This window comes from Lysobacter sp. Soil_N_51 (assembly GCF_057655755.1).
Map to the genome: position 1 here is coordinate 271,441 of NZ_JBDGLR010000001.1, position 12,841 is coordinate 284,281.

Genomic DNA, 12,841 nt, shown 5'->3' on the forward strand with positions numbered 1-12,841 from the left:
CGCGGGTCGGCCTGGCGCTGACGGAGCAGCCAAGGCCGACCTCGACTGGGTCAGCTTACGGCGAGGGCTGCGGCCGTTCCTGGACCGGCGGCCGGGTTCGCGCCTCTTCGGCCTGGGTGGCGGGCTCGAAGGGATAGAACGACGGCGAGTTGCCGTAGCTGGCGGTGTAACCGCTGCCCGCGGTCTGATAGTTCGGCAATGCCGCGCGCGGCCACGGACGCGCCGCCGGCGATTCGTTCTGCGGCTGCGGACGGAACGGGTTGGCGTGGGTCGCGTCGGCCAGCACCGGCGAACTGGCGCCGCCGGCCGCGGCGACCTGCACCGGCGCTTCGGCCTGACGCTCGGAAGCACGCAGTGCGGCGCGCTGGCTCTGCCCGCGCGAACGGCGCTCGGCCAGGCGGCGCGGAATTTCCGCGACCGCGACCACACCGGCGGCGAGCCCGGAGGCATCGGCCGAAGTCAACGACGGCTCGGCGTCGGCCACCGACGCGAGCGCCTGCGCCGGCTCGGCTGGAATGGGCTGCGGGGCGGGCTGCTGCGCGGGCTGCGTGTTCTGCGCCGGCGTCACAGTAGTGGTCTGGGCCGCGATCTGAGCCGGGTCGGCGTTGCCGCCGGCCTCGTCGGAGAACGGCCGCGCTACGAACAAGGCCGCGACCGCGACCGAAGCGGCCAGGGCCGCGCCACCGATCCAGCCGCGCCGCGAACCGGCGGCCCGGCGCGGCTTGATGCCGGCCTCCTGAGCCGTCGCGGTATCGCGCACGTTCTGCAGCGCCGCATCGGCGGCGATCGCCGCGGCGACGCGGTCGGCGAAACCCGGATCGGCGAAACCGGGCGTCACGCCCGCGCCGGCCTGGCGGCGCAGCAGGTCGCCGCACAGCTGCCAGCGACCGCAGGTGTCGCGCCATTGCACGTCGTGACCGAGCCGCTTGAGCGCGAAACGCGCCGCGTCGGCATCGAGCTCGCCGTCGAACAAGGCGCTGAGGTTCTCGCGCTCGTCGCGGTGGGCATCGCTATGGAATGGGGTCGAAGTCATCAGTGGGCGCGCTCCCGGGGGCGGTGATTACCCTGGTCTTGATTGTCCAACAGGGGCCGAAGTTCCGTATCGATCGCCTCGCGGGCGCGGAAAATCCGCGAACGCACGGTACCGATCGGGCAAGCCATCTTCTGCGCGATCTCTTCGTAACTCAGGCCGTCCACCTCGCGCAGGGTGATCGCGGCCCGCAATTCCTCCGGCAGCGAATCGACCACCTTCATCACGGTGCGTTCGATTTCCTGCCGCAGCAGTTCGTGTTCCGGCGTGTCGGTGTCGCGCAGACGGGTGCCGGTATCGAACTGCTCGGCGTCGCCGGCGTCGATGTCGTCGGTCGGCGGCCGGCGGTTCTGCGCTACCAGGTAGTTTTTGGCGGTATTCACGGCGATCCGGTGCAACCACGTATAGAACTGGGCGTCGCCGCGGAAATTCGCCATCGCGCGGTACGCGCGGATGAAGGTTTCCTGGGCCACGTCCTGGCATTCGCTCCAGTCGGGAATGTAGCGCCCGATCAGCGCGGTGATCCGATGCTGGTACTTGCGCACCAATACATCGAAGGCCGTGCTGTCGCCGCGCTGGACACGCCTGACCAGCTCCTGGTCCAACAACTCATTTTCGGCCATACCGCGCCGGCACTCCTGTCAGCTCGGCCATGGCCGAACAATGGGACAACCCTGTCGGGGAAAAGTTCAATCGCTGGATTAATGGGGCCACCGGCGACCTCGCGCAACCGCCAAGTGTCACATAGGCGATGCGCCAGCGGCCGGGACGGTCCATTGTGGTCGCCAATTCCCTCGTTTGCGTCGCGGTCGTGTTGAGCTGCGGGCGTCACTTCGGCGGTGCCGATTTGACGGCGACGAAACAAGATCGGGATGATAGCGACCTATTCCATACCTGAACGGATGGTGCGGCATGACTGCAGCCCTCGACGGCCTCCCCGCGTTTGCCGGGCTCCGTGCCCGGCACTGGCACACCCAATTGCGCGAGGACGGCGTACTGGTGCTTTCTTTCGACCGTGAGGGATCGCCGGTCAACACCTTCGCGCAGGACGTGCTGATCGAACTCGACGGCCTGCTCGAGCGTCTCGCGCTGGACCCGCCCAAGGGCCTGGTGCTGCGCTCGGCCAAGAGCAGCGGCTTCATCGCCGGCGCCGACATCAAGGAATTCCAGACCTTCGACGAAAAGGGCACGGTCGGCGATGCGATCCGTCGCGGCCAGCAGGTGTTCCAGCGCCTGGCCGAACTGCCCTGCCCCACGGTCGCGGCGATCCATGGCTTCTGCATGGGCGGCGGCACCGAGATCTCGCTGGCCTGCCGTTACCGCGTCGCCAGCAGCGATCCTTCGACCCGCATCGGCCTGCCGGAAGTGAAACTGGGCATCTACCCGGGCTGGGGCGGCAGCGTGCGCCTGCCGCGCCTGGTCGGCGCGCCGGCCGCGTTCGACATGATGCTGACCGGCCGCACCCTGTCGGCCTCGGCCGCGCGCGCGATCGGCCTGGTCGACAAGATCGCCGAACCGGCGGTGCTGGTCGACACCGCCGCCGGCCTCGCCCTGCGCGGCGCGGACCGTCCGTTCAAGCAGCGCTTCATGGGCTGGGCGACCAACACCTGGCTCGCGCGCAAGATCCTCGCGCCGATGCTGGTCAAGCAGGTCGCGCGCAAGGCCAAGAAAGATCACTACCCCGCGCCGTACGCGCTGATCTCGACCTGGGAACGCACCGGCGGCGGCATCCAGGCCAAGCTCGCGGCCGAACGCAAGTCGGTGGTGAAACTGTCGGGCACGCCGACCGCGCGCAACCTCATTCGCGTGTTCTTCCTGCAGGAACGGCTCAAGGGCCAGGGCGGCAAGGAGCACGGGATCAAGAACGTGCATGTCGTCGGCGCCGGCGTGATGGGCGGCGACATCGCCGCGTGGTCGGCCTACAAGGGCTTCGAAGTCACCCTGTCCGATCGCGAGCAGCGCTTCATCGACGGTGCGCTGGAACGCGCGCAGGAACTGTTCGCCAAGAAGGTCAAGGACGAGGCCAAGCGTCCGGCGGTGACCGCGCGTCTGAAAGGCGATCTGGCCGGCGCGGGCGCCGACATCGCCGACCTGGTGATCGAAGCGATCATCGAAAAACCCGAAGCCAAGCGCGAGTTGTACGACCAGGTCGAGCCGCGTTTGAAAGCCGATGCGCTGCTGACCACCAACACCTCCTCGATTCCGCTCGACGAACTGCGCGAACACATCCGCCGTCCGGCCCAATTCGGCGGCCTGCATTACTTCAATCCTGTGGCGTTGATGCCGCTGGTCGAGATCATCCGCCACGACGCGATGGCGCCGGAAACCGAGCAGCGTCTGGCGGCGTTCTGCAAGGCGATCGACAAACTGCCGGTGCCGGTCGCCGGCACCCCGGGCTTCCTGGTCAACCGCGTGCTGTTCCCGTATCTGCTCGAAGCCGGTAATGCCTTCGCCGAAGGCATCCCGGGCCCGGCGATCGACAAGGCCGCGATCAAGTTCGGCATGCCGATGGGGCCGATCGAGTTGATCGACACCGTCGGCCTCGACGTCGCCGCCGGTGTCGGCGCGGAATTGGCGCCGTTCCTCGGCCTGACCGTACCGGCCGCGCTGAGCACGGTCGAACCGGGCAAGCGCGGCAAGAAGGACGGCCAGGGTTTGTACAAGTGGGAAAACGGCCGCGCGCAGAAGCCCGAATTGCCGAAGGACTACAAGGCGCCGACCGATCTGGAAGATCGCCTGATCCTGCCGTTGATCAACGAAGCAGTGGCCTGTCTGCACGACGGCGTGGTCAGCGACGGCGACCTGCTCGACGCCGGGGTGATCTTCGGCACCGGCTTCGCTCCTTTTCGCGGCGGTCCGATTCAATACGTGCGCGAGACCGGCGTGGAGAACGTGCTCGCGCGCTTGCAGCAGTTGCAGGCGCGTTATGGCGATCGGTTCGCGCCGCGGCCGGGTTGGGATTCGGCGGCGTTGCGCAAGTAGGCGCGCCAGGCGAATCGCAAACGAAGAAGCCGCGCATTGCGCGGCTTCTTCGTTTTTGAGTGCCGCGGGCCAACGCAGCCACATGGCCTGCCTGTAGGAGCGGCGTAAGCCGCGACCGCGCCATTACGGCAGCGTCGAAACCTACGTCGTAACCGCACTCCCGCGGTCGCGGCTTGCGCCGCTCCTACAGGGGCTCCGACGCGACTACACCATCAATGCATATTTTTTTGAACGCGCGCGCCTCGAAATTTCGCCTGACCAGGGAGCAAGCATCCAAGGATGCTGAAGACAAAGCACGCAATGAAGCCAAGCACAGTGACTCGAGGACGAAACGCACCGCGATGAATCGCAAAAGCAGGGCAAGCCGAGAAATGTGACTGACACAACGGCGACTGCGCACTTCGCCACTCGCCACTCAAGCACCACCCTCAATCGAAGAAATCGAACACCGACCAATCGATATCGGGAAACTCCAGCCACGACAGATCGAAATCGAAGTCGAACCACCCACCCTCGCCCACACTGACCGCCTGCAACATCTGCGCCTTCATCCCGACGTAATCGCAGGCCTCGCCGAGCGCCGCGTGCATCGCGTCGAAATCTTCGTGGGTGTTGAACAGCGCATGCGACCAGCACTCGACGTCGAACGGCACTTGGTTGCGACGGTTCGCGGCCTTCACTTCCTCGACGCTGTAGTAACGCTTCTTGCCGTGATGGCGCAGCAGGTCGTCGCCCACGCGTCGGGCCTGGGCGCGCTTGTCGCTCGGGGAAATGGCACACACTGAAGACATCCCGCCTCCTTGCGAGCGGATCGACCGCTGCGTTGCTCGATCGTTGCGTTGCTCGATCGTTGAATTACATCGTGTGGGTCGGCCGCTCGGCCGACAAGGTGCCGGCCAGCAAGGCCTCGATCTTGCCCTTGACCGCATCGCCCTCGGCGGTCTCGGCGAACTGCACGCCGATGCCGGCCGCGCGATGCCCCTGCGCGCCGGTCGGGGTGACCCAGACGACCTTGCCGGCCACCGGCATGCGCTCGCTGGATTCGGGCAGGGTCAGCAGCAGGAACACTTCATCGCCGAGGAAATAGCGCTTGGGCGTGGCGACGAAGATGCCGCCGTATTTCAGGAACGGCATGTAGGCGCTGTACAGCGCCGCCTTGTCCTTGATCGTCAACGACAAGATGCCCTGCCGCGCTGCGCCCGCTGTTGCATTCATGCCCTGCTTCCTCCTGCGGCGCGGCGCGCTTCGTCGGCGCGCCAGGCCATCAACAATTCGACGACGGCCAGATCGGCGCGGACCGTGGTCCGCAGTAAATCGCGGGTGCGGTTGGCGCGATCGAACCAAGTCGCAAGACTGCGCGCGCGGGCCGGGTCGGTCAAGCCGGACGCGGCTTGCGCGAGCGCGATGTCCGACGCGTGTCGCAGACGCAGCGATGCGTGTTCGTCGCCGACCCAGCGTTGCGCGACTTCCGGCGCGGACGTCTCGCCGCGCGCGAGCTTGCTCAGGTCGGCGGCGACTTCGCGGCGCAGCTTGAGCCCGTCGCCGCTCAGCCATTCGTGGGCCAGGCCGGGATGCCCGCGCGCGGCGTCGAAGGCCTCGCGCGCGCTGGCCTCGCTGTGGCCCTGGGCCTTGAGCCAGGCCAGCGATTCGTCCGCCTGCGGCAGGCGGAATTCCAGCCGCTGGCAGCGGCTGCGGATGGTCGCCGGCAGCCGCGCCGGATACGAACTTACCAGCCACAGATAACGGCCCTGCACCGGTTCTTCCAGGGTCTTGAGCAAGGCGTTGCAGGCGGCGTTGTTGATCGCGTCGGCCGGATCGATGATCGCGATCTGCGCGCCGCCGTACTGCGGCGTCAGCGACAGGCGTTCGGACAGGCTGCGGATCTGATCGATCACGATTTCGGTGCGCAGCTTGGTGCCTTCCTTGTTCGGCACGAAGCTGACCAACTGGTAATCCGGATGAGTACCGGCGGCGAGCAGCAGGCAACTGCGACAACGGCCGCAGGGTTCGCCGGCGGCGTCGCGGTCGCGGCACAGCAGGCCGTGTGCGAGGCGCTCGGCGACCGCGCGCTTGCCCAACTGCGCCGGGCCGCAGAACAGCAGGCCGTGACCCAGACGGCCGGCATCGATCGAGGCCTTGGCCTGGTCGTAGATGCGGCGCTGCCACGGCGCGAACACGGCGCCGCTCATCGCGCGACCTCGGAGGTCGCGGCGATCAAGGCATGCAGACGCGCGACCGCCTGCGTGGCGACAGTGTCGGCCGGCTGGCTCGCATCGATCAGTTCGAACCGTTCGGGCTCAGCGGCGGCGCGGTCGCGATAGCCCTGGCGCACGCGCTCGAAGAAATCGTTGCGTTCGCTTTCGATCCGGTCGGCGGCGCCACGGCCGCGCATGCGTTGCAGGCCGATCTCGACCGGCACGTCGAGCAACAAAGTCAGCGCCGGACGGATGCCGACCACGCGCCGTTCGAGTTCGGCGATGAACTGCGTATCCAGGCCGCGACCGGCGCCTTGATAGGCGTAGCTGGCATCGGTGAAGCGATCGCTGACCACCCACTCGCCGCGTTCGAGCGCCGGCAGGATCGTCGCGCGTACGTGCTGGGCGCGCGCGGCGAACGCCAGCAGCAATTCGGTCTCGGGCGAGGCTGGCTCATGGTGGGTATCGAGCATCAGGCCGCGGATCTGTTCGGCCAGCGGCGTGCCGCCGGGTTCGCGGGTGTATACGGCCTGGATGCCGGCGCGTTCGAACGCCTCACGCAAGGCGCTGAGCACGGTCGACTTGCCCGCGCCTTCGCCGCCTTCCAGGGTGACGAAGCGCGCGTGGGTCCGCAGCGTCATCGGGTCGCCCCGGGCGAGGCCGGCGCGGGCGCCTGCGCATCGGTGGCTTCGGCCGCTTCCTCCAGCACCGCCTTGCCCTCTTCGGGTTGGCCGCGGGTCTGGTTCTGCCGATAGCGCTGCAGGTAGATGCGCACATTGGCCTGATGCTGGGCGTAGGTCGCCGCGAACAGGCTGCGGCCGCTGCCGTCGCCGGAGGCGACGAAGAACAGCGCGTCGCCAGGGGCCGGATTGGCGGTGGCCTTGAGCGCGGCCAGGCCCGGCATCGCGATCGGCGTCGGCGGCAGGCCGGCGCGGGTGTAGGTGTTGTACGGCGTGTCGGTCTGCAGATCGCGCTTGCGGATGTTGCCGTCGTAGGCCGCGCCGATGCCGTAGATCACGGTCGGGTCGGTCTCCAGCTTCATGCCGAGCTTGAGCCTGCGTTCGAACAGCCCGGCGATCTGCGCGCGCTCTTCGGGGATGCCGGTTTCCTTCTCCACGATCGAGGCCATGATCAGCAGCTCGGCCGGGCTCTTGAGCACGCTGTTGGGATCGCGCGCGGCCCAGGCCGCGGCGACCGCCTTGTCCATCGCCGCATAGGCGCGCTTGAGCACGTCCAGGTCGGTGTCGCCGCCGGTGTATTGGTAGGTCTCCGGCAGGAAGCGGCCTTCCGGGTGTTGGCCGGGATGGCCAAGCGCCTTCATCAGCGCGCGGTCGTCGAGCTGCCCGATCTGCTGCTTGAGCGGCGTGGCACGGGCCAGGGCCGCGCGCAGGTCGCGCATGTTCCAACCGTCGACGATGGTGAAGCGGTAGCTGATGATCTTGCCGTCGCGCATCGCGATCAGCAGCGCGCGCGGGCTGGTGCCCGGCTCCAGCGCGTATTCGCCGACCTGCAGCCGCCCGGCCGCGCCGAGTTGCTTGGCCAACACGCGCCACTGCATGGGCTCGCCGACCTCGACCCCGGCCTCGCGCAGTTTGCGCACCACCGTCGGCAGCGAGTCGCCGCGTTCGACCAACAGGGTTTCGCCCTTCTCCAGACCGCTCATCGGAGCGACGGCGAAGGCGTTGTAGCGCTGCCACAGCCACGCGCCCGCGGCGGCCAGCGCCGCCAGCAGCACCACGATCACGATCAGGCAACCGCAGCCGCGCTTGCGTTTCTTTTCTGCCACGAAACCTCCGTCATTCGATTCGACCCGCCGCGCGCCGCCGCGACCGGCGGCCGCGATGCGTGCGGCGCTAGTCGTCGAGCCCAGCGAAGGCGGGATGGCTGGAGCCGAGCCGGCGCCGCAACCCGGTCGGACCCGGATGCGGCGCCCATTGCCGCTCGCCGAGCCGCGCCACCGGCAGGATACCGCGCACGGCGTTGCACAGGAAAACCGCGTCGGCCCGCGCGAGGTCGGCGGCGTTCAGCGGCCGCACCTGGATATCGGCCAGATCGATCAGGGCCTGCCGGCACACGCCGGCGACGCCGCAGCGGTCCACCGGCGGGGTCAGCCAGATCCCGGCGCGCAGCATGAACACATTGGCCGCGGTCGCGCCGACCAGTTCGCCGTCGGAGTTCAGCAGCAGGCCTTCATGCACGTCGGGATCGTCCCATTCGGCGCGCGCCAGCACCTGTTCCAGGCGGTTGCAGTGTTTCATCCCGGCCAGCGCCGGCTGCAGCGACACGCGCAACTCGCACCAGCGCAGGGTCAGGCCCTCGCGCGGCGCGGGCGGCGGCAGCGGGTGGCGCGAAATCGTCCAAGTCGGGATCGACTGCGGCGGCGGCGCGTAGCCGCGCCCGCCTTCGCCGCGGCTAAGGATCATCTTGAGGACCGCGTCTTCGCCGGCCAGCAGGGACTGCGCTTCGGTGCGAACCTGGTCTTCGTCTGGCAGGGTCAAGCCCAGCCGCGGCGCGCTGTGACGCAGCCGGGCCCAGTGCCGGTCCCACCACGGCAGTTCGCCGCGGTGCGCGCGCATGGTTTCGAATACGCCGTCGCCGTAAGCGTAGGCGCGGTCGGACGGCGACAGTGCGTCGATGCGGTCGGCGCCGCGGAACAGGCGGAAGTCAGTCATGGCGCGGGGGATGCGGTCGGCATGGCGGCATCGTACGCGGTGGGGCCGGGGTTGTCGGAGCGACGGTGTGCGTCGTGTTTGCGGGTTCTGCGACATGGCGAGGGTTGCGTCGCAGATGCGGGGTCGCGGTCGCGGCTTACGCCGCTCCTACAGGCGGGCATCGCAAATGCGAAGGCCCGCGAAGTCGGGACTTCGCGGGCCTCGCGGCGACTCAGGCGTTCGTGCTGATTACAGCCGCTTGAACACCAGCGTGCCGTTGGTGCCGCCGAAACCGAAGCCGTTCGACATCGCCACGTCGATCTTGACCTGACGCGCGGTGTTCGGCACGTAGTCCAGATCGCAACCCTCGCCCGGCTCGTCCAGGTTGATGGTCGGCGGGACAATGTCGTGATGCAGCGCGAGCACCGAGAAGATCGCCTCGGCGCCGCCGGCCGCGCCGAGCAGGTGCCCGGTCATCGACTTGGTCGAGCTGACCATCATCTTGTAGGCGTGGTCGCCGAACGCGCGCTTCATCGCCAGGGTCTCGGCCAGATCGCCGAGCGGGGTCGAGGTGCCGTGCGCGTTGAGGTAATCCACGTCCTCGGGGTTGAGGCCGGCGTCCTTGAGCGCGGACACCATGCAGCGCGCCGGGCCTTCGCCGTTCTCGCTCGGCGCGGTCATGTGGAACGCATCGGAGCTGGCGCCGAAACCGGCCAGTTCGCAGTAGATGCGCGCGCCGCGCGCCTTGGCGCGCTCGTACTCTTCCAGCACCAGGATGCCGGCGCCGTCGCCGAGCACGAAGCCGTCGCGTTCCTTGTCCCACGGCCGCGAGGCGTGGATCGGATCGTCGTTGCGGGTGGACATCGCCTTCATCGAGCAGAAGCCGCCGACCGAGGTCGGCGAGGAGCCGCGCTCGGCGCCGCCGGCCACCATCACGTCGGCATCGCCGTACTGGATCATGCGCATCGCCATGCCGATGGAATGGTTGGAGGTGGCGCAGGCCGAGACCGCGGAGAAATTCGGGCCCTTGATGCCGGTCAGCAACGAGACCTGGCCGGGCAGCATGTTGATGATCGTGCTGGGCACGTAGAACGGCGAGATCTTGCGCGGGCCGCCCTCATGGTACTTGATGGTCTGCTCTTCAATGCCGAGCAGGCCGCCGATGCCCGAACCGATCAGCGCGCCGATGCGCTCGGCGTTGGAATCGTCGACGGTGATGCCGGCGTCCTGCAACGCCATCAGCGATGCGGCCACGCCGTAATGAATGAACTCTTCCATCTTCTTGGCGTCTTTCGAACTCACCCCGAAGTTGGTGATGTCGAAGTTGCGCACTTCACCGGCGATGCGGGTGGTGAACAAGGCCGGATCGAAATGGGTGATCGGACCGATGCCGGAGCGACCATTGACGATGCCGTCCCAGCTGCTGACAACGTCGTTGCCGAGCGGGGAAACGAGACCGAGGCCGGTGACGACCACGCGGCGGTTGAAGGATCGGTTGGACATGCAACGCTGCCTCTGTTGATTCCGTCTGCGGACGCTACGCCGGCGTATTGACCGGCCGGAAAAGCACGGGGCCGCAATGCGGCCCCGAGTTGTCACTTGATAATGCGTACTGCGCGCTTGCCGCAGGCGTCGTAACGCATGCGGCCAGCGCCAGGCGCGTTACGACTTGACGTGCGCCTTGACGTAGTCAATCGCCTGCTGCACCGAGGTGATCTTCTCGGCTTCTTCATCCGGAATCTCGCACTCGAACTCTTCTTCGAGCGCCATCACCAGCTCGACGGTGTCGAGCGAATCCGCGCCGAGATCGTCGACGAACGAAGCGTTGTTGGTGACTTCGTCTTCCTTGACGCCGAGCTGTTCGACCACGATTTTCTTGACGCGTTCTTCGATGCTGCTCATGGATGCTGCTCCTCCCGTGAGGGGTTTTCGATGGAATAGTCTAATGGAATCGAGCGGTTTCGCGAGACCGGACCCCGGTTTCGACGAAACCCCTTTGGGTTCAATCGCTTACTAGCCTACGTCAAGGGCTTACGGCATGTACATGCCACCGTTGACGTGGAGGGTTTCGCCGGTGATGTAGGCCGCCCCTGGGCTGGCCAGGAACGCCACGGCGCGGGCGATGTCGGCCGGTTCGCCGAAGCGACCCAGCGCGATCTGTTCGAACATGGCCTTCTTCGCATCCTCGGGCAGGTCGCGGGTCATGTCGGTGTCGATGAAGCCGGGCGCGACCACGTTGACGGTCACACCGCGGCTGCCGATCTCGCGCGCCATCGATTTGCTGAAGGCGATCACGCCGGCCTTGGCCGCGGCGTAGTTGGCCTGGCCGGCGTTGCCGGTCACGCCGACCACCGAGGCGATATTGATGATGCGGCCCTTGCGCGCCTTCATCATCGCGCGCATCACCGCCTTGCTGGTGCGGTAGACGCTGCTCAGGTTGGTATCGAGGATGGCCTGCCAGTCCTCGTCCTTCATCCGCATCAGCAGGTTGTCGCGGGTGATGCCGGCGTTGTTGACCAGGATCGAGATCGCGCCGATGTCCTTGCTGACGCCGTCGATCAAGGCATCGATCGAGGCCGCGCTGGCGACATCGACCACCCGGCCGTGGCCGCCGTGGGCGGCCAGGCGCTCGCCGATCGCCTGCGCGCCGGCCTCGCTGGTCGCGGTGCCGACGACGGTCGCGCCCTGCGCGGCCAGTTCGTCGGCGATGGCGGCGCCGATGCCGCGGCTGGCGCCGGTGACCAAGGCGATTTCACCCGAAAGCGGGGCAGTGCTCATGCATTCACTCCGTTCAAAACACGTGTCCGGTGCGGGCTGGACCTGCGCGCGATCGCGCGATGGGGCCAAGCCCGATCGTATCGGGTCGCGATCGCGACGGCATTGCCGGGACGGTCGCCGCGGGGGCGCCGGATCGGAAATGTTGCGACCGCAGCAAAGCGTACAGGCTGCGGGTGGCGATGAGTAGCGCGCGAACCGGCGCCCGCGCCGTCGCGGCGGCCCGCATCACGGATTGAACCGGACCGTGCGCGCATCCGCGCCAAGCGCCTTGCGCGCGCGTCGGCCGACGTGACGCAGACCGCGTTCAGCCGCGCCATGCGGGCGCAATACTCGCCGCTCACCATGGCCGCTGCCGCGTCGTTGCCGGCACGCCCGCACTCCCCACCCTTCCCCGCTTCGCCCACTCTTCCAAGGCGCGATCCATGACCGCGAGCCGTAAACGTTACGAAAACAAGATCGTGCTGGTCACCGGCGGTGCCACCGGCATCGGCAAGATCACCTCGACCGCGTTCGCGCGCGAAGGCGCGACGGTGGTGTTCACCGACCTGTCGGCCGATCACGGCCCCGCGTTCGAAGCGCAGCTCCGCGAACAAGGCTGGCAGGCGCGCTTCGTCCAATCCGACGTGACCGATGCGGGCCAATCCGAACGCCTGGTCGCCGACATCGCTCAGCAGCATGGCCGGCTCGATGTCGCGGTCAACAACGCCGGCGGCATCCTGGCGCCCGACGAACTGGGCACCGGCGTGCACGACACGCTGGAAGAAGGCTGGGACAAGAACATCGCGCTGAACCTGAGCGGCGTGTTCCTGGGCATGAAGTACCAGATCCGGCAAATGCTCAAACAAGGCGGCGGCGCCATCGTCAACACCGGCTCGATCGCCGGGCTGATCGTCGATGTCGACTTCACCAGCCTGTCGTACAGCACCGCCAAGGCCGGCATGATCCACATGAGCAAATGGGCGGCGGTGATGTATGCGAAAAACCATATCCGGGTGAACGTGGTGGCTCCGGCGGCGGTGGCCACCGAAGCGACCAAGGCCTTCCTGAGCGATGAAATGAAATCCTTCCTGGCCGGACAGTCGCCGATGCAGCGCATGTCCGAACCCGAAGAGATCGCCAACGCCACCTTGTGGCTGTGTTCGGACGAAGCCTACGGCGTCACCGGCGTGACCCTGCCGGTGGACGGCGGCATCGCGGCGAAATGA

The 12,841-nt window shown here is 67.6% G+C and carries 13 protein-coding genes; 2 read left to right on the forward strand and 11 right to left on the reverse strand.

Annotated elements, in window-relative coordinates; genetic code table 11:
* Window positions 1–55: 55 nt before the first annotated feature.
* Together AC3A4T_RS01220 and rpoE are read right to left on the reverse strand one after the other, a co-directional pair.
* Window positions 56–1,033 (reverse strand): sigma-E factor negative regulatory protein, encoded by a 978-nt coding sequence (locus tag AC3A4T_RS01220; RefSeq protein ID WP_487673724.1) that lies wholly within the window; start codon window positions 1,031–1,033, stop codon window positions 56–58.
* A complete protein-coding gene (rpoE, locus tag AC3A4T_RS01225) occupies window positions 1,033–1,653 on the reverse strand; it encodes an RNA polymerase sigma factor RpoE (protein WP_487673725.1) in 621 nt (206 codons plus the stop codon). Before rpoE ends, AC3A4T_RS01220 begins: the two co-directional genes overlap by 1 nt.
* Before the next feature lie 289 nt (window positions 1,654–1,942).
* On the opposite strand from rpoE, the gene AC3A4T_RS01230 reads away from it, so the two are divergent.
* Window positions 1,943–4,012 (forward strand): 3-hydroxyacyl-CoA dehydrogenase NAD-binding domain-containing protein, encoded by a 2,070-nt coding sequence (locus tag AC3A4T_RS01230; RefSeq protein WP_487673726.1) that lies wholly within the window; start codon window positions 1,943–1,945, stop codon window positions 4,010–4,012.
* A gap of 428 nt (window positions 4,013–4,440) precedes the next feature.
* Here AC3A4T_RS01230 and AC3A4T_RS01235 read toward each other — a convergent pair whose 3' ends face one another.
* The 9 genes from AC3A4T_RS01235 to fabG all read right to left on the reverse strand — a co-directional run bounded on the left by AC3A4T_RS01235 (window position 4,441) and on the right by fabG (window position 11,636).
* Window positions 4,441–4,803, reverse strand: coding sequence for a DUF6559 family protein (locus AC3A4T_RS01235; protein WP_487673727.1), 363 nt, complete (start codon window positions 4,801–4,803; stop codon window positions 4,441–4,443).
* A 64-nt stretch (window positions 4,804–4,867) separates the two neighbouring features.
* Window positions 4,868–5,227: a PilZ domain-containing protein gene (locus tag AC3A4T_RS01240; RefSeq protein WP_036111958.1), complete on the reverse strand. Its 360-nt coding sequence runs from the start codon at window positions 5,225–5,227 to the stop codon at window positions 4,868–4,870.
* Window positions 5,224–6,201, reverse strand: coding sequence for a DNA polymerase III subunit delta' (locus tag AC3A4T_RS01245; protein WP_487673728.1), 978 nt, complete (start codon window positions 6,199–6,201; stop codon window positions 5,224–5,226). Before AC3A4T_RS01245 ends, AC3A4T_RS01240 begins: the two co-directional genes overlap by 4 nt.
* Window positions 6,198–6,848: a dTMP kinase gene (tmk, locus tag AC3A4T_RS01250; RefSeq protein ID WP_487673729.1), complete on the reverse strand. Its 651-nt coding sequence runs from the start codon at window positions 6,846–6,848 to the stop codon at window positions 6,198–6,200. The genes AC3A4T_RS01245 and tmk overlap by 4 nt, the downstream gene beginning before the upstream one ends.
* A complete protein-coding gene (gene mltG, locus AC3A4T_RS01255) occupies window positions 6,845–7,993 on the reverse strand; it encodes an endolytic transglycosylase MltG (RefSeq protein WP_487673730.1) in 1,149 nt (382 codons plus the stop codon). The genes tmk and mltG overlap by 4 nt, the downstream gene beginning before the upstream one ends.
* Window positions 7,994–8,060: 67 nt before the next feature.
* Window positions 8,061–8,879, reverse strand: a complete 819-nt coding sequence (gene pabC, locus AC3A4T_RS01260; protein WP_487673731.1) for an aminodeoxychorismate lyase — start codon at window positions 8,877–8,879, stop codon at window positions 8,061–8,063.
* Between the two features lie 228 nt (window positions 8,880–9,107).
* Entirely contained in the window at window positions 9,108–10,361 is a 1,254-nt protein-coding gene (fabF, locus tag AC3A4T_RS01265) for a beta-ketoacyl-ACP synthase II (RefSeq protein WP_487673732.1), read from the reverse strand.
* Window positions 10,362–10,520: 159 nt separating this feature from the next.
* Window positions 10,521–10,760, reverse strand: a complete 240-nt coding sequence (gene acpP / locus AC3A4T_RS01270; RefSeq protein WP_036111977.1) for an acyl carrier protein — start codon at window positions 10,758–10,760, stop codon at window positions 10,521–10,523.
* Window positions 10,761–10,889: 129 nt separating this feature from the next.
* Window positions 10,890–11,636 carry a 3-oxoacyl-ACP reductase FabG gene (gene fabG, locus AC3A4T_RS01275; protein WP_036111979.1) on the reverse strand — a complete coding sequence of 249 codons (747 nt, stop codon included), beginning with the start codon at window positions 11,634–11,636 and terminating at the stop codon, window positions 10,890–10,892.
* 422 nt (window positions 11,637–12,058) lie between these two features.
* Here fabG and AC3A4T_RS01280 point away from each other — a divergent pair, with 422 nt between their 5' ends.
* Window positions 12,059–12,841 carry an SDR family NAD(P)-dependent oxidoreductase gene (locus tag AC3A4T_RS01280; RefSeq protein WP_487673733.1) on the forward strand — a complete coding sequence of 261 codons (783 nt, stop codon included), beginning with the start codon at window positions 12,059–12,061 and terminating at the stop codon, window positions 12,839–12,841.

Excerpts from the sequence above, each read along its gene's own strand:
- AC3A4T_RS01240 (WP_036111958.1), bottom strand. The coding sequence starts at position 5,227 with ATGAATGCAACAGCGGGCGCAGCGCGGCAGGGCATCTTGTCGTTGACG.
- fabF (WP_487673732.1), bottom strand. The coding sequence starts at position 10,361 with ATGTCCAACCGATCCTTCAACCGCCGCGTGGTCGTCACCGGCCTCGGT.
- tmk (WP_487673729.1), bottom strand. The coding sequence starts at position 6,848 with ATGACGCTGCGGACCCACGCGCGCTTCGTCACCCTGGAAGGCGGCGAA.
- AC3A4T_RS01230 (WP_487673726.1), top strand. The coding sequence starts at position 1,943 with ATGACTGCAGCCCTCGACGGCCTCCCCGCGTTTGCCGGGCTCCGTGCC.
- AC3A4T_RS01280 (WP_487673733.1), top strand. The coding sequence starts at position 12,059 with ATGACCGCGAGCCGTAAACGTTACGAAAACAAGATCGTGCTGGTCACC.
- pabC (WP_487673731.1), bottom strand. The coding sequence starts at position 8,879 with ATGACTGACTTCCGCCTGTTCCGCGGCGCCGACCGCATCGACGCACTG.
- acpP (WP_036111977.1), bottom strand. The coding sequence starts at position 10,760 with ATGAGCAGCATCGAAGAACGCGTCAAGAAAATCGTGGTCGAACAGCTC.
- rpoE (WP_487673725.1), bottom strand. The coding sequence starts at position 1,653 with ATGGCCGAAAATGAGTTGTTGGACCAGGAGCTGGTCAGGCGTGTCCAG.
- AC3A4T_RS01220 (WP_487673724.1), bottom strand. The coding sequence starts at position 1,033 with ATGACTTCGACCCCATTCCATAGCGATGCCCACCGCGACGAGCGCGAG.
- AC3A4T_RS01235 (WP_487673727.1), bottom strand. The coding sequence starts at position 4,803 with ATGTCTTCAGTGTGTGCCATTTCCCCGAGCGACAAGCGCGCCCAGGCC.
- fabG (WP_036111979.1), bottom strand. The coding sequence starts at position 11,636 with ATGAGCACTGCCCCGCTTTCGGGTGAAATCGCCTTGGTCACCGGCGCC.
- AC3A4T_RS01245 (WP_487673728.1), bottom strand. The coding sequence starts at position 6,201 with ATGAGCGGCGCCGTGTTCGCGCCGTGGCAGCGCCGCATCTACGACCAG.